We start from the raw sequence: 15,906 nt of genomic DNA on the forward strand, positions 1-15,906 counted from the left end.
GGTCGGGGAAAGTTATTTTAAGATCAATGTATAATGATAGTTAATTTAATAATAATTTAAACATTGGGAATGTAAAATTATAATATATTAATTAGCTAGGGGGTTAAAATGGTAAAAGGAATTTTGCGCAATTGGTTAGGTGTAACAGAATTGCAAGAAAGTCAAAAGATAGATGCTGAGAAGTTTGAAAAAGTTTTTGGTGAATTAAAAAAATGGCAAGAAGCTCAAAATATTGATGCTAAGCAGTTTGAAGAGGTATTTAGTGCATTAAAAGAATGGCAAGAAGCTCAAAAGATAGATGTTGAGCAGTTTGAAAAAGTTTTTGGCGCATTAGAAGAAAAGATTGGTATTGAGCAGTTTCAAGGTATGCAAGAGCACTTAAACGGCCTGCAAGAAAAATTTACAGGTTTAGAAGAAAAAGTAGAGACATTTGCAGACATGGTAGGGGGACAAGAACAAGCAATACTATGTGCCATAGTCAGTGCTGTTGCTGTAATAGCGGTAACTAGCTTTGTTGCATTCTGTATCTATCAGGGAGTTAAGCTTGATAAAGAGAAGAAAAATGACTTGTCTCAAGATAAACCAAATGGGAAGTTTAGTAATGTAGGTGATACCGAAAAACTGAATAATAATTTACAACAAGTAAGAGCGTAATGCTCTTCTTGAAAAGGTGTTACGTAAAATTTGTAACACCTTAAATTTCCTTTAGATTATGTAGGTTTTGGTAGTAAATTTTTTAGAAAGATGTTTGTATTATAAAGTTGGTAGAGATTCTGATTTACTTGAAGTTTGTTAATTGGTATCTTTTAAAGCACAATATTCACTATAGTATGCTTAAGATCTTTTCTAAAGTTTTATTTATATTAATACTTTTGGTTTCTAGTTTCTTTACTGTACATAATGTTGAAGCGAAGTCTAAGGTAAAGTTCAGTAAGAGGTACATACCTCCTGGTAACCCTGGTGGTGCAAACTTTCATGCAGACGAGGATTTTGCTGAGTCATATAAACTGTATGAGAAGCGTAGGGAGCTCCTCAAGAAAAAAAAGTTACAAGATCTAGCTATAAATAAAGAAGATCTAATCAAAAAATTAAAAGAAAAAAAAATTGCTAGCCTTGATAACAAGCCAAACAACGTGGGAGCTTGCATAGTTGAAGATGGGGAGGATGCTATGATCAATCAGCATGGTATTAATCTTGCACGTTTAAAGGGTGCTGTATTTATAGATCAAGAGCCAGTTTCTCAGTATGAAAGTAAGCAGCATAAAAGTGAACAACAAAAAGGGAAAAAAGTTACTTCAACACGAGAAAAAAAAGTTTCCCCTATAAATGTTACTATAAAAGAAAGTCCATCAAGAAGAACGTGCTCTCATGATTCTATTACTGATCTAAATAGAACACCACAGCATAGTTTAAATGGTTCAAGTTCATTTGGCAGTGTAGTTGACACAGTAAAATAGTGTCACGATTAATAATATGCTAGATAGAGACCTGACACTGAGTGATGATGCATATGAGTCATCGCCGGTTTCCAGGCATAAAACTCATACTGTAAAAGTTGGACAAGTGAAGATAGGTGGAAATAATCCTATAGTTGTTCAATCCATGTCACTTGGTGCACATATAGATTCTGACAACATAAAAAGCAGTGCTCAGAAATATGCAAAAGAAGTAATAGAACTAGCGCATGCAGGTTCAGAGTTGGTGCGAATTGCTTTGAACTCAGAGGAAGTAGCAAAAGCAATACCTTATATAGTAGAGGAAATAAATAAAGAAGGCTTTGATGGTAAGATATTAGTAGGCTGTGGACAATATGAGCTCTACAGGCTGATTCAGGATTATCCAGACAACATTAAAATTCTGGGTAAAATTAGGATAAATCCAGGTAATATAGGCTTTGGTGATAAACGTGATGAAAAATTCGAAAAAATTATAGAGTATGCAATAACGCATGATCTTCCTGTCAGAATTGGAGTAAATTGGGGTAGTCTTGATAAGTACCTTTCACAAAAATTAATGGATGAAAACTCCTTGTCTAGTAATCCAAAAACTTCTGATGTTATATTACGTAAGACGCTTGTAATGTCTGCTCTTGGTAGTGCAAAAAAAGCTGAAAAGATTGGCCTTAATGCAGAGAAAATAATCATTTCATGTAAAGTCAGTAGAGTGCAGGATTTAATTTTAGTTTATACGGCACTTGCAAAATCTTCCAATTATGCGCTGCATTTGGGTTTAACCGAAGCTGGTATGGGTAACAAAGGCGTAGTAAATACCACAGCAGGGCTTACTTATTTATTGCAAAATGGTATTGGAGACACTATCCGGGCTTCTTTAACTCAGCGCCCTGGTGAATCACGCACTAATGAGGTGGTAGTATGTCAGGAAATACTGCAGTCTATAGGTTTACGTCACTTTAACCCTCAGGTGAGTTCATGTCCTGGTTGTGGACGCACAAGTAGCGATCGTTTTCGTATATTAACTGAGGAAGTAAATGGCTACATAAAAACTCATATGCCGGTATGGAAGAAAAATAATCCTGGTGTAGAGTATATGAAAGTTGCTGTTATGGGATGCATAGTAAATGGTCCTGGAGAGAGCAAACATGCAAATCTGGGGATCAGCCTGCCTGGGTATGGAGAAAAACCTGTTTCAGCAGTCTACAAAGACGGCAAATATTTCAAAACTTTACAAGGTGATAATATTTTTGAAGAATTTAAGGCAATTATTAGTGATTATGTGGAGAAGCATTACACGTGACAGGTTCATGATTACTGTAAATCTGATGTGAAAAATGAATTTTATGAGAGGGGATTAAATTTTTCTAAAAACCAGCTAATGGAAAAATTTGCTTTTCTAGATTATCGGGAATTACTTGATTTTATATCATAGATATTATATAATAAACTATATATATAAATTTATTAAAGAAACATTATGACCATACAAAGAGACGAAGCTTTAAAAATATTAGGTTTTGAATCAAGTGATGAGCCTAGTAAACAAGAAATTAAATCAGCTTATAGAAAATTAGCTTTGAAATATCATCCTGATAAACATTCAGGTAAAAATGAGGTTGTGAAGAAACAAAATGAAGAGAAATTTAAGCAGCTAGGTTCTGCATATGAATTTCTCACTAAGAAAAATATAGAAGAGGTTACAAATCTAACTGACGAAAATTTAAATGGAATTAATTCGCCTGAAGATTTGAGGTTTTACTTATATTGGGCTATCCGCAATCAGGATATAGCGTTTCTTAAAAAGCTTTTTTCCAAATTCAAAAATGGTAAAGATGAAAGATTTGGTGATTACATCAATGAAGAAATTTATATTTACTTTCCATTATCTATTGCTTTAGATTCAAGAAATTATAGTATTCTGAAACTTCTTTTAGAAAATGGTGCTGATCCTAATATAAAGCTATTACATAATGAAGCTTCGTTACACTATTATATGGTTCTCGATGACAGCAGAATTGTAGAGTTATTGTTACAATATGGTGCTGATCCTAATATGGTAGATAGAAATGGTAAAAATCCGTTGTTTGAAGCGTTTTTGTGTTATGATGATCATACTATGGAAATACTTTTGAAATATGGTGCTAATCCTAATATGTTAGATAAAAATGATCGAGGTCCATTATATCAAGCAATCAATTTTGACAACGATAAACGCGAAAAATATGTAGAGTTGCTTCTAAAGTATGGTGCAGATCCTAATCAGAAGGTTAATGGCTCCAGAGTTATAGAGTATGCTCCATATTTCATTAATAATGGTATAATGAATTGGATTAAAACGCTTACTTTGCCATACGGTAACAATGATAAAGTTAAAAGGTTGATGGCTGAGTACGGTGGAGTTGATAGACGTTATCTACGTGATCAAACGATACTGACTTGTTGTTGCTTAATCGTCGCTTCTGCTACTTTTTTTAGTATAGCTTCTCCTTTGCGCTATGTACCGACAGCAATATTTGCACTTGCTGCATGTTTTTTTATTAAAAATGCTGTACATGCTGCATTTTTTGCAAAAGAACCTTCTACTGAGTTTACCGAAGCTAGAGCTTGTCCAGAGATTAGTAAAAGGCTATAATATCTAAAGTTTTAGTGCTGGGTAAAGATGAGAAAAAAGCATCCAGCAGACCTAAGTCAAAGGGAATGGACAAGAATAGAAAGCTACTCCAGAGTATCATACAGGAAAGGAGGAAGGTCGTCAAAGTATAGCAAAAGAGAAATATTAGAAGCAATTTTCTATGTATTGTGTACAGGTGTAAATGGCGGTATTTACTATGTGATGGGATACCAAGGAGAAAATTTAAAAAATCATATAAAGGAAGAATATGGTATGGATATTGAGATTGTCAAAAGGCCTTCATGTAGGTTCTAAGTCAACAAAGACACACCGCCTTAGCTACTACCAATGAGGGGTTTAAAGTACAGCCAAGAAGGTGGGTTGTAGAAAGGACTTTTGCTTTAGGAATAGAAGACTATCGAAAGAATAAGATTTACTCACTGAAAATTTCATATATCTGGCTATGAGTAGAGTTATGTTAAGGAGAGAAATATGCTTGAGTTTATCAATTCCCGGACAAGTTGGGAGTGTTAAATAAACCATACGCGTCAAGTTAAGGAAATATCGTGAAATATAGCAACATTTGAGATGGGCATTTTATTTGTTACATTTATTTTTTTAGGGAGTTCTTATCTAGAAGAAGATGATTTTTTCAGAAGAATCTATAAATTAATAACTTTATTACTTAATATATAAAATAGTTTTTTTCGTTTCCTTTCTTCCTTATACCACTTTTCCTTAACTTGACGCGTATGGTTTATTTAACACTCCCGCATTTCCAAATTTTGTGAAGATTCAAATTCTTCTTGCATATCCAGTATGTCTTCTATTACTTGCTGATCTTCATCTCTTTCTTCTAATTGAAATGCTGCTGCTTCTTGAGGTGTTTCTAGCAGTTTTTTTAATATTTCTGTGCGCAGTTTCTCTGGTATTGATTTCCACTGTAGCATTACTAGCATTTCATTGTGCAGCACTGACATTTTCTGTAGTGTTTTCACTTTTTCTGACAGTCCTTTATTTTCTTTTTGCAATGCTTCTATTTTTCTTTGCTGATACTGATTATCTGAATTTGTCATTGGTAATCCATGCATAACCTACTCCAAGTTAAAATTTAGATATTATTAATTAAGTGATACAGTTTCTTTAGTCAATCAATATATTATAACATTAGGATTAACAGCTAAAAGAATAGAATGAAATATCAGGCAATATCCTCTATAATTAAACTTTTAAGATGGAAAAATGACAATTCGTGTAGGAATTAATGGTCTTGGTAGAATAGGCAGAAGTGTATTGCGTGCTATTTTTGAAGTAGAAAACTATAGCGAGCAAATAGAAGTTGTGGCGGTAAATGGGTCGCTCAGTGCTGAGCAGCATGCACATTTGATTAAATATGACTCTGTTCATGGCAAATTTAACGGCGATATTGATTTTAACGAGTCTGAAAATTGGCTATCTATAAATGGCAGGAAATTTTCTTTATATAGAGAACGTAGCCCTGAAAATATTCCTTGGAATGTTGATGTAGTGCTTGAATGCACTGGTGCATTCAACAAGCGTGCGGAAGCAGCAAAGCATAATGCAGAGAGAGTAATTGTCTCTGCTCCAGTTTCAGATGCTGATGTAACTGTAGTTTACGGCGTAAATAACGATATGCTAAAAAAGGAGCATAAAGTGATCTCAGCAGGTTCTTGTACTACAAACTGTCTGGCTCCGATTGTACACGTTTTACACTCCAATTTAGGTATAAAAAGCGGTTTTATGACCACTATACATGCCTATACGAATGATCAAAATATTCTTGATGGCAACCATAGAGACTTACGTAGGGCAAGAGCTTGTGGCCTTTCTATGGTGCCAACTACAACTGGAGCAGCAAAAACAATTGGTTCTGTCATTCCTCAGTTAAAGGGTAAGCTAGATGGTACTGCTATTAGAGTTCCGGTTAGCAACGTTTCTATGGTTGATTTTAAATTTACGACTGATAAGAAGGTAACAGCTGGAGAAATAAATGAAATGTTTAAGAATTCAGCAAATCATGTGCTTTCCGTATGTAACGAGCCTTTAGTTTCAATAGACTTTGTCCATAACCCTTATAGTGCAATTGTGGATTTAGCTGGTACATATGTCACAGGTGATATCTGTAGAGTTGCAGCGTGGTACGATAATGAATGGGCTTTTTCACTGAGAATGTTAGATATAGCTTTATTGTAAAGTATGAACGAAAACTCACAAAAATATGCTTCATTTTATGAGCACTTTGCGGAACTTAGAAAAAGGGTTATTTTTTGCTTTCTATTTTTTTGTGTTACCTTCGGGTTTTGTTACTACTTTAAAGAAAATATATACCGCTTTTTACTTGCACCTTTAATAGAAGTTACAAAAGATAGCAATGATTTTTCTCTAATCTATACAGACTTAACAGAAGCGTTTTTTGTATATCTCAGGGTTGCAATAATGAGTGCACTGTTGTTTTCTTTTCCTGTGTTTGCATGGCAATTCTATATGTTTCTAGCACCTGGCTTATATAAAAGAGAAAGGGCAGTGTTATTGCCATACTTAATTGCAACACCGGTTTTGTTTGTAACGGGAGCCGCTGTAGTTTACTACTACATATTTCCCCTAGCCTGGAAATTTTTTATTGCTTTTGAACATAGCGGTAAATCTTTCGGTATACCAATAGAGTTTATGCCATCAGTTAGTGAATATTTAGACCTTGTTCTTCAATTCATGTTTGCGTTTGGTACTGCATTTCAAATTCCAGTCATACTAACCTTAATGGTGAGAGTAGGGCTAATCACTGCACAAAGTTTGTCAAATAAACGCAGAATTGCGATAGTGGTAATTTTCATTATTGCTGCAATCTTAACTCCGCCTGATGTACTAAGCCAAGTAGGGCTTGCAATTCCAATGTTGGTATTATATGAGCTGTCTATCCTAATATGTAGATATATTGAGAAGAAAGCAAAGGATTGAATTAAGAATATTATTTATAAACAAAGAATGAGCACCGGAGCACTTTTTCTTGTTTGAGTGTTTTTGGCACCACAGCATTTTATTGATTTATTGACTTGTTTGCTTAAATATATAATAATTAAAGTATATTATTATTTTGAATAGGAGAATTTGATATGCTAAGTTATGAAGAGTTAAACAAAACACAACAAGGATTATATGATAAGTTAAAGACTACAATACGAAATCAAGATAATATTAATGATCTTTACGAAGATATTAGTTGTGCTATTTATGAAGACATTCCAGCAAAAGAGGATTGGGAGCAAGTTCTTACTCATGTGAAATGTGTTAATTGCGATGATCAAGAGCATACTCTAACACTGCTTGGCTTTGTTATAAATCAAAAACAACAGGAAAGCATTCAAGGTATTCTAGATGTAGCTAAAAGAAATAGTATATTAGAAAAAATTCTTACTACTGCGAATATAAAGATCAAGTTTTCAAATGGTCAAGAAATTACTTTAACACCACTTGCCTATGCTATAATTCTTAATAATCAGATAGGCATTGACACTATTCTAAATATAGCCAAAAAAGATAAAGAGTTATTAGAAAAAGTTCTTACTGCTGCGAATATAAAGATCAGGCCTTCAGGTAATCACGAATATACTCTAACACCCCTTACCTATGCTATAAATCTTACTAATCAGGAAGCTAGTCATAAAAGCATTGAAGCTATTCTAGATGCAGCTAAAAATGATAATATGTTAGAAAAAGTTTTCGCTAGTGTAAGAAAAGATTATCTTAACAAAACCAAGAAGATTTTAGAAATATTAAAAAATCAAGAACAAGATGAAAAGGAAAAAACTAAAATTGATGGTTGGCTAGAAGTACTTGCAAAGAGCATATCTAGTTGTGAAAGTAAAGATGATCTTAACAAAATTACAATGCACGATAGAGTTCAAGAGATATTTAAAAAGCAAGAGCAAGAGGATTGGAAAGTAACCCTTGAAAGGATCGTGCCTAATCACAAAAATAAAGATATTTGTGATGTACTTAAGGAGATTTTAGACCCATCATCAAAAGATCCACAGCAAATTGCTGATAGGCTAACAGTACTTAAAAAGATCATGTCTGGTTGCGAAATTCAGGAACAATCTTCAGTAGCTGAAAGCAGCGTTCCTAAAACTGAAGGAAATATAACTGATGAAAGTAGTACATCTGAAATAAGTATTATGCCCGATTGTGAAAGTAATGAACAGTCTTCAATGGCTGAAAGCATCGTTCCTAAAACTGAAGGAAATATAACTGATGAAAGTAGTACATCTGAAATAGAGAATAGTAAACAAAAAGACAAAGTAAAAACTACTAATAAACCAATAATAATTGGCTGTGTTTATGGTGCTATAGCTGCATTGGCAACTGGTGGTGGATGTTTTGCTGCTGGTGTTGTTGCATTACCGATATTGGCTTTAATTGGTATAGCTATAGCTGCTGCTGTAGTAGTTGGACTTATTGCTGGTGGTATTACATATGTAATTTCAAAGCCTAGTGAGAATCTAGATAGAGCTAATGTAGAGCAAAGAGTTAGTATAGGGTTAACAGCGTAGTTAAGTAAAAGGAAGAAGTCTATTCTTCCTTTTCTCAAAGTTTTTTTGTTGATCATATATTCACAGCATTAAGTTCTATAGGTTGCTGCGTAAAAGATTAGGAAGTAGTTTTGTTAGTGTTGAAAATTATAGCTCTTTTCCTAATAGTGTGAACATGATGGAATAGGTAAAGTAGCGAGGAGATATAAATGCCAGCAGCATATAGTTATGATTTAAGGAAAAAAGCATTGGATGTAGGGGAAAGTAGAGCATTTGTAGCCAAGAAGTTTAAAGTTAACATTCTATGAATGGCAAAAAGGTGCAAGAAAATAGGCGATTTTAAATCAAAATGTAGATCCAATAGAGCGTGATTGATATCTTGCTAGTAATAGTGTAACAGCTTTTATTAAGATATTTTTTTGCCATACGGCAGCAATAACAAAATTAGAAAATTGATGGCTGAATATGTTGGCATTGATAAACAGTATATTATGCTTCAAGCAATATTTACTTTAGTAGCTTCTACAACTTTTTTTAGTATAGCTTCTCCTTGGTGCTGTGTACCAACAGCAGTATTTGCACTTGCTACGTGTTTCTTTGTTAAAAATGATGTACATGCTGCATTTTCTGCAAAAGAACTTTCTCCTGAGTTTGCCGAAATTATTACTGAAAAAGTAGTAAATAATGTTGAGCTCAATGCAGAAGACAACTCTCAATCGAGAAGCTATAGCTTTTTCACAATAATCTGAACGTATCGTAATACGCTACTGGCCTACTATCGACATAAATACATATCTTATCACGTTCGAACTATTATAAGAAAGGCTATACTTGTATGAGACTGTGGTTATATAGCGAAACTAGATTTCACTTTTACACACCTAGATAAGGGGTAACAGCAGACACTAGAATGACGAAATCGTTATTCTGCTAAGTGTTATCGCTGTATATGAACTAAAAAGCTAATATTTACTAGATCTTAATACTTATACCTTATATTTTAATGAAAAGCTGCAATGAGTATGCATGATCCATTTAAAAGTGAGGATTATAAAAAAAATCTTGATTCTCTGATCAAAGCTATAAATCTAGGAAATCCAGAGAAACAATGTTATAAAACAGTAACAGATCTGTCTCATGCTTTAGAGGGTTTTACAGATAAGGCAGAAGATGTAGCTAAGCTTGTTATACGTGATGACTTGAATAATTGTGTAAAGAAGGCAAATAAAAAGCCATTAATTCTTAGGATATTCAATAGAATATTAGGAAGAGATGTTTCGATTAGGAATATAAGTAATTTTATAAAAGATAAATTGCCTCCTTCAACTGCTAGAACAGCAATCGAATATACAGATGTTATTCAAAAAATTTCAGATTTAGAGCGAATAGAAAGAAGTCAAGATAAATATAGGTCATATGGAATAAATTTAGAAAATAGACAGCAAAAGAAAAATCTCTTATATGAGCGAGAAGATTCAGGTTATGGAGGTTCATTAAACGAAGATCCTGAGTATGAAGAAATATCAAATTATCAAGAGGAAAAAAGTAAATCTTTAACAAAAGATTTGCGTAATCTACAATCAATTAAAGAGGAGCCGATTTATGCAACAATCTCTAAAGAATATATAGAAGCAAAAAGAGAACATAGGAAGAAACAACAACTTCAATCTCTTGCACCACCAAAACCACCAAGAGTACCACCAGTACCAGAGAAAATGTTTACTGCCAATCAAAAAATTAGACAAGAACCGAAAAAAGATAAACCTGCAGTACCACCAAAGCCTAAAGATTTAGGCGAAAAAGTAAGCACAGAGCAAAAAATAGTAGTGGAAAAATCAGCTGAGAGTAAACCTACACTACCACTAAAATCTGAAAATCAAGATGGTAAAGAATCAGCAAAAAAAGCTGATGGACCAAAAGTACTAGTAGTTGCTATGAAAAAAGAAGTGACTCGCGAGAGTAGTAAAGTAAAGGCATTAAAAGAAAGATTTGAGCGAAATCAAGTAAAGAACGTGTTGCCTGCTGAAAACAAAACTGCTTCAGTAACACAAACGGATATCAGTGTGAAGAGAAAACAATCTCGTTCATTTCCAGTAGGGAATAAAAAATCTTCGATCAACCATCTTGCCAGCAAAAATTTACCTTCCACGAATGTAAGTGTAAAAGAAATGGTTAAAAAATTTGAAGGGAGAAAAGGTGAAAGATAGTAATATTTGGGTATTTCCCTACTCATGAAAATTAGCTCTTATCATAACATTTTTACAGCCATAAGAGGAAGTTTTTCGGTTCTATCGCATTTGTAGGGAAGTAGAAAGAAGAATGATATAATTGTCTAAAAAAAAAGCAAAGATGTTTCGTATCAATCAAAAATTGTTGCCATATTTCAAAGGATTTAGCTTTTCAGCGGATGTTATCTGTATACATGAAATGTCGATTCTCTTTGAGCTATCGAGATTTGGAAGAAATGATGAGTATAAGGGGAGCAAAATGCTACGTTACAAAGGTGGGTTATCACCACTGATAGATGAGGCAGTAAGGAAAAGAAAGAAGCAGGTTGGTAGTAGTTGGAGAGACTTACATTAAATTAAACGGTAAATGGGTTTATTTATATACTGTAGACTTCCTCTTGTGTGTTAGTAGAGACAAGTCTGCAGCACTTGCATTCTTTCGTAAAGCCTTCAGGAGTAACTATCTTCCTGAGAAAATTGTAATTGATAAAAGCGGCAGTAATACTGCTGCTCTTGATGATTTGAATGCAGAAATTTCTGAAGATTACAGTTCTTCAAATAAAATATCTAAATAATATTGTTGATAGATTTATCAAAAAACTAATAAAGCCAATGCTTGGGTTTAAAAGCTTCCATTCCGCCAAGATTACCATCACAGGCATAGAAAATATTCGTATGATTCAAAAAAGACAAATTATTGGGAATGTTCAAAAAAGTGTGTCAAAGCGAATTTTTAGTTCAACTCAATTTTTAACCTATCAGGAAAAAAGATATCAAGTTGAGATATAGTTAGAGCCCAATTAGGCAAAGCCATAGCCCATTTTTGCTCTATCTTTTTTATAGCACAATATACCAATTTGTACAAGGCATTTGTACTGGTAAATGAACCTTTGGTTTTAGTAAATTTTCTGATTTGTCTGTGCAACCCCTCAATTGGATTGGTGGTATAAATTAGCCTTCTAACAGGGCCAGAATACTTAAAATAACTAGACAAATTTTCCCAATTGTTTTGCCACGATTTTATGACTAAAGGATATTTTTCACCCCATTTTTCCTCCAGTTCAAGTAAATAATTTTCGGCGATTTCTCTACTTGTAGCACGGTATATTTTTTTCAAATCATTCATAAAAACTTTTATATCTTTGCTGGATACGTATTTTAGTGAATTTCTTATTTGGTGCACAATGCATAACTGTACCTCAGCATTGGGAAATACGCTATTTATATCTGTAGGGAAGCTTTTCAGACCGTCAACACAAGCTATCAAAATGTCTTCTACTCCTCTCTCTTTTAAGTCATTTAATACGCCTAGCCAGAAGTTAGCTCCCTCACTTTCTGCTAAGTAAAAACCCAGTACTTCTTTTCTGCCATTTTGGTCTATTCCTAATATATTGTACATGCATTTACTTATGCAATGTCCATTCTCTTTGACCTTAAAAAACATCCCATCCATAAATACTATCGGGTATACTGATTGTAGGGGACGACTCCTCCATTCATTGATTATAGGCAGTAATTTATCTGTAATTCCAGATATCTCTGCTGCAGATATTTTATGGTCATAGATTTCTTCCACATAGGATGCTATATCCCTGTATCCCACACCGCTTGCAAACATGTTCAAGACCTTTGTTTCAAGTTCTGGATGTAAGCTTGTTTGCCTTTTTTTCACTATCTGTGGTTCGAAACTTCCCTCTCTATCTCTTGGTGTCAATAGTTCAAATGAACCTGCACTCGTCTTCAAAGTTTTGCCATTCTTTCCGTTTCTTCGATTCTTTTCTTCTCTTTCATTGGATAAATGATGCTCTATTTCACCTTCTAGACTTGCTTCCAGCAGCCTTTTTACAAATGGTGTTAATGCTCCATCTCTCCCCATCAATGGTTTACCTTCCCTTATTGATGACAGTATATTTGCTTCCAGCTCTTTGTAATCTACCAGGCCAGTCGTTCCATTTTCTATTTTGTAACTCATATATCAAACCTCTATTTTTTGTTTCTATTTTATTTTTATTTCTCGGTTTGACACACTTTTTTGAACATTCCCAAATTATTAAAATAATGTTTCTACTTTTGAGAATTTTGCTATGTTAATGGCTTCATAACTCCTATAATCCCACCTTTAATGATCTTCTTTCCTATGGTTTATAGATTCGACAGAACCTATAATATACCCTGTATTCCAGGTTTGATTATGTCTGGAACAAGCCTAACGCCATTCTTTATTTCTTGTACTATAGAAATTGTTGTTAAGTTCTTTATGTTAAAATCATTGATATTCATTGCTCTTTTATAAAAAAATTAAGCTATATGCTTTATATCTTAACATTAGTTTAGTTTTAAAACAAATTAATATTTTAATATAAGTTTTCTCTTTTGTAGAGAATCTGCTTTTTCTTGTTTTGTATGAACTTAGAAAATTTTTATTGATGAATGACTTTAAGTTTAAAATTGAGAAAGTAGTTGTTATATATACCAGCAAGTATGAGTTAAATTTGTATTATGGACTTGAATAAATTTACCGAAAAAGCAAAAAGCCTAATCCAGAGCGCTCAAATGAAAGCATTGGGAGCTGGGCATCAGATTTTTATGCCTGAACATTTACTTAAAGTAATGCTTGAAGATGAGTCAGGTTTAGTTCAGGATTTGATAGGCGCTTGTGGTGGAAATGTTCAGAATATTTCTGATGCTGTGAGTAGTGCAATTAAAAAGTTTCCAGTGGTTGGAGGACCAGGTAGTGGTGGACTTCAGCTTTCAAGAGAGGTAGCAAAAGTTTTTGATGATTCAATTGGTATTGCGAGGAGAAATAAAGACACATTTGTTACTGTTGAGCGGTTACTGCAGGGCCTTGCTGCACAAAAAGATGAAATTGTAGGTAAAATTTTAGCAGAAGGTGGTGTAACACCGCAAAAATTAAATTCAGTTATTGCAGAAATGAGAAAAGGTGGCAGTGCAGACTCTCCAAATAGCGAGGAAAAATTAAATGCGGCAAAGAGGTATACAAAAGATATTACAGAGCTTGCTATGCAAGGTAAGCTTGATCCTGTAATTGGTCGTGATGAGGAAATCAGAAGAACTATGCAGGTATCGTTGAGGCGAACAAAAAATAATCCAGTACTGATAGGTGAACCTGGTGTTGGAAAAACTGCAATAGTTGAAGGTTTAGCAAACAGAATTGTTGCAAATGATGTACCACTTGGTTTGCGTGATGCAAAAGTTTTAGCTTTGGATCTAGGTGCGTTAATTGCTGGAACAAAATTCAGAGGAGAATTCGAAGAAAGATTAAAAGCAGTAATCAATGATATTTCAAAAGCAGAGGGGAAAGTTATCTTATTTATAGATGAGCTTCATACTTTAGTTGGAGCAGGAGCAACAAGTGGTGCAATGGACGCTTCAAATTTGCTAAAGCCTGCTCTTGCGCGTGGAGAAATTCGCTGTATAGGAGCTACAACTTTAGATGATTATCGTCAACATATAGAGAAAGATCCTGCGCTTGCAAGGCGTTTTCAGCCTGTGTTTATTTCTCAACCAACTGAAACTGATACTATTTCAATACTGAGAGGTTTGAAGGAGAGATATGAGGTGCATCATGGTATTAGAATCACAGATGGTGCAATAATTTCTTCTGCAACGCTTTCTAATAGATATATAACAGATAGATTTTTACCTGATAAAGCGATTGATTTAATTGATGAGGCAGCAAGCAGAGTAAGAATTGAGATGGATAGCAAACCTGAGGTTATTGACGAACTTGAGAGAAAGATTATACAACTAAAAATTGAATCAGAGGCTTTGAAAAAAGAAAGTGATGAAAACTCTAAGCAACGTTTAAAAAAGATAAATGAGGAAATTGAGAGTCTAAACAGTAAATTTGCTGACTTAAGCAGTAAATGGCAGATGGAAAAGAATAAGATAGCTAAAATACAAGAAACAGCTGAAAAATTGGATAACTCGAGAAAAGAGTTGGAACTGGCTCAGCGTAATGGAAATTTAGGAAGGGCAGGGGAATTGATGTATGGTGTGATTCCTCAACTTGAAAATGAGTTAAAAAATCAGGAAAAAGTTACTGATAGTTTCCTAAAGAAAGAAGTTACTGAGAGTGATATTGCAAATATTGTTTCAAAATGGACAGGCATTCCAGTTGATAACATGATACATAGTGAAAAGGAAAAGCTCCTTAACATGGAAAATGAAATAGGAAAAAGAGTAATAGGGCAGAGAGATGCAATTGAAGCGATAAGTAATGCAGTAAGGCGCTCCCGCTCTGGTGTTCAGGATACTAATCGACCTTTTGGTTCATTTTTATTCTTAGGTCCAACCGGAGTTGGAAAAACAGAGTTGGCAAAATCCCTTGCCGAATTTTTGTTTGATGATCAATCAGCACTTCTACGCTTTGATATGTCAGAATATATGGAAAAACACTCCGTTTCAAAGTTAATTGGTGCGCCTCCAGGATATGTTGGCTATGAACAAGGTGGCAGGTTAACTGAGGCAGTAAGGAGAAGACCATATCAGGTAATTTTGTTTGATGAGATAGAAAAGGCAAATCCAGATATATTTAATATATTGCTGCAGATCTTGGATGAAGGCAGGCTCACCGATAGCCACGGTAAATTGATTGATTTTCGCAATACCATACTGATTCTAACTTCTAACCTTGGTGCTGAGGTGATGCTAAGAGGAGCTACCGAATCTGTGAAAGATGAGGTGATGAAAATAGTTAAGTCAGCGTTTCGTCCAGAATTTTTAAATAGACTGGATGAAATTATTATATTCCACAGCTTAACCAAAGATGACATTGATAAAATTATAGATGTTCAATTCTCTTATTTACAAAAGATGCTTGCTAAGCGTAAACTGAGTATTAGTTTATCGCAAGAAGCTAAAGAACTAATAGCACAAACTGGATATGACCCTGAATATGGAGCGCGGCCTCTGAAAAGGGTAATACAAGAATGCATTCAAAATAATCTAGCTAAGTTAGTTTTATCGGGGGAAATAGTAGAAGGAGATGAGCTAATAGTGTATACTTCTGGTAACGAAATCTTAGTTAAAAAGATCTAGATTCG

General features: G+C 34.1%; 12 protein-coding genes and 3 pseudogenes. 13 read left to right on the forward strand and 2 right to left on the reverse strand.

Annotated elements, in window-relative coordinates; translation table 11 throughout:
• The first annotated feature begins 108 nt into the window (after positions 1-108).
• The 5 genes and pseudogenes from OOL01_RS04160 to OOL01_RS04180 all read left to right on the forward strand — a co-directional run bounded on the left by OOL01_RS04160 (position 109) and on the right by OOL01_RS04180 (position 4,603).
• Complete coding sequence (locus OOL01_RS04160) at positions 109-654, forward strand: hypothetical protein (RefSeq protein WP_264687221.1); 546 nt, start codon at positions 109-111, stop codon at positions 652-654.
• Positions 655-830: 176 nt separating this feature from the next.
• Entirely contained in the window at positions 831-1,457 is a 627-nt protein-coding gene (locus OOL01_RS04165; RefSeq protein ID WP_264687222.1) for a TRP75-related protein, read from the forward strand.
• A gap of 16 nt (positions 1,458-1,473) precedes the next feature.
• Positions 1,474-2,754, forward strand: a complete 1,281-nt coding sequence (gene ispG / locus OOL01_RS04170) for a flavodoxin-dependent (E)-4-hydroxy-3-methylbut-2-enyl-diphosphate synthase (RefSeq protein ID WP_264687223.1) — start codon at positions 1,474-1,476, stop codon at positions 2,752-2,754.
• A gap of 177 nt (positions 2,755-2,931) precedes the next feature.
• Positions 2,932-4,086, forward strand: a complete 1,155-nt coding sequence (locus OOL01_RS04175) for an ankyrin repeat domain-containing protein (RefSeq protein ID WP_264687224.1) — start codon at positions 2,932-2,934, stop codon at positions 4,084-4,086.
• 27 nt (positions 4,087-4,113) lie between these two features.
• Positions 4,114-4,603, forward strand: a pseudogene (locus OOL01_RS04180) (transposase).
• Between the two features lie 223 nt (positions 4,604-4,826).
• Here the strand turns inward: OOL01_RS04180 and OOL01_RS04185 are convergent.
• On the reverse strand, positions 4,827-5,156 hold the full coding sequence (locus OOL01_RS04185) for a hypothetical protein (RefSeq protein ID WP_064085722.1): 330 nt from the start codon (positions 5,154-5,156) through the stop codon (positions 4,827-4,829).
• Positions 5,157-5,307: 151 nt separating this feature from the next.
• Between OOL01_RS04185 and gap the strand changes: the two genes are divergently transcribed.
• The 7 genes and pseudogenes from gap to OOL01_RS04215 all read left to right on the forward strand — a co-directional run bounded on the left by gap (position 5,308) and on the right by OOL01_RS04215 (position 11,629).
• Positions 5,308-6,279 (forward strand): type I glyceraldehyde-3-phosphate dehydrogenase, encoded by a 972-nt coding sequence (gap, locus tag OOL01_RS04190; protein ID WP_019236363.1) that lies wholly within the window; start codon positions 5,308-5,310, stop codon positions 6,277-6,279.
• Positions 6,280-6,282: 3 nt separating this feature from the next.
• Positions 6,283-7,041, forward strand: a complete 759-nt coding sequence (gene tatC / locus OOL01_RS04195) for a twin-arginine translocase subunit TatC (RefSeq protein ID WP_010401503.1) — start codon at positions 6,283-6,285, stop codon at positions 7,039-7,041.
• A gap of 155 nt (positions 7,042-7,196) precedes the next feature.
• The gene (locus OOL01_RS04200) at positions 7,197-8,633 is read left to right on the forward strand and encodes a WD_0033/WD_0034 family tandem repeat-containing protein (protein WP_264687225.1); all 1,437 of its coding nucleotides are present in this window, start codon (positions 7,197-7,199) and stop codon (positions 8,631-8,633) included.
• A 188-nt stretch (positions 8,634-8,821) separates the two neighbouring features.
• A pseudogene (locus OOL01_RS08540) lies at positions 8,822-8,974 on the forward strand (IS630-like element ISWpi11 family transposase); the annotation flags it as partial.
• 57 nt (positions 8,975-9,031) lie between these two features.
• Positions 9,032-9,361: a hypothetical protein gene (locus tag OOL01_RS04205; protein WP_264687226.1), complete on the forward strand. Its 330-nt coding sequence runs from the start codon at positions 9,032-9,034 to the stop codon at positions 9,359-9,361.
• Positions 9,362-9,634: 273 nt separating this feature from the next.
• A complete protein-coding gene (locus OOL01_RS04210) occupies positions 9,635-10,819 on the forward strand; it encodes a hypothetical protein (protein ID WP_264687227.1) in 1,185 nt (394 codons plus the stop codon).
• 142 nt (positions 10,820-10,961) lie between these two features.
• Positions 10,962-11,629, forward strand: a pseudogene (locus tag OOL01_RS04215) (IS6 family transposase).
• Here OOL01_RS04215 and OOL01_RS04220 read toward each other — a convergent pair.
• The gene (locus tag OOL01_RS04220; RefSeq protein WP_264686429.1) at positions 11,574-12,812 is read right to left on the reverse strand and encodes an IS256 family transposase; all 1,239 of its coding nucleotides are present in this window, start codon (positions 12,810-12,812) and stop codon (positions 11,574-11,576) included. The pseudogene OOL01_RS04215 and the gene OOL01_RS04220 sit on opposite strands and share 56 nt — an antisense overlap.
• A 527-nt stretch (positions 12,813-13,339) precedes the next feature.
• Between OOL01_RS04220 and clpB the strand changes: the two genes are divergently transcribed.
• Positions 13,340-15,901, forward strand: a complete 2,562-nt coding sequence (clpB, locus tag OOL01_RS04225; protein ID WP_264687228.1) for an ATP-dependent chaperone ClpB — start codon at positions 13,340-13,342, stop codon at positions 15,899-15,901.
• The last annotated feature ends 5 nt before the right edge of the window (positions 15,902-15,906 follow it).

It is taken from the genome of Wolbachia endosymbiont (group B) of Rhopobota naevana (assembly GCF_947250615.1).
GTDB lineage: Bacteria > Pseudomonadota > Alphaproteobacteria > Rickettsiales > Anaplasmataceae > Wolbachia.

What these genes read in the sequence shown, in the direction of transcription:
- OOL01_RS04160 (WP_264687221.1), top strand. Translation starts at nt 109, where the DNA reads ATGGTAAAAGGAATTTTGCGCAATTGGTTAGGTGTAACAGAATTGCAA.
- OOL01_RS04165 (WP_264687222.1), top strand. Translation starts at nt 831, where the DNA reads ATGCTTAAGATCTTTTCTAAAGTTTTATTTATATTAATACTTTTGGTT.
- OOL01_RS04185 (WP_064085722.1), bottom strand. Translation starts at nt 5,156, where the DNA reads ATGCATGGATTACCAATGACAAATTCAGATAATCAGTATCAGCAAAGA.
- OOL01_RS04220 (WP_264686429.1), bottom strand. Translation starts at nt 12,812, where the DNA reads ATGAGTTACAAAATAGAAAATGGAACGACTGGCCTGGTAGATTACAAA.
- ispG (WP_264687223.1), top strand. Translation starts at nt 1,474, where the DNA reads ATGCTAGATAGAGACCTGACACTGAGTGATGATGCATATGAGTCATCG.
- tatC (WP_010401503.1), top strand. Translation starts at nt 6,283, where the DNA reads ATGAACGAAAACTCACAAAAATATGCTTCATTTTATGAGCACTTTGCG.
- OOL01_RS04210 (WP_264687227.1), top strand. Translation starts at nt 9,635, where the DNA reads ATGCATGATCCATTTAAAAGTGAGGATTATAAAAAAAATCTTGATTCT.
- gap (WP_019236363.1), top strand. Translation starts at nt 5,308, where the DNA reads ATGACAATTCGTGTAGGAATTAATGGTCTTGGTAGAATAGGCAGAAGT.
- OOL01_RS04200 (WP_264687225.1), top strand. Translation starts at nt 7,197, where the DNA reads ATGCTAAGTTATGAAGAGTTAAACAAAACACAACAAGGATTATATGAT.
- clpB (WP_264687228.1), top strand. Translation starts at nt 13,340, where the DNA reads ATGGACTTGAATAAATTTACCGAAAAAGCAAAAAGCCTAATCCAGAGC.
- OOL01_RS04175 (WP_264687224.1), top strand. Translation starts at nt 2,932, where the DNA reads ATGACCATACAAAGAGACGAAGCTTTAAAAATATTAGGTTTTGAATCA.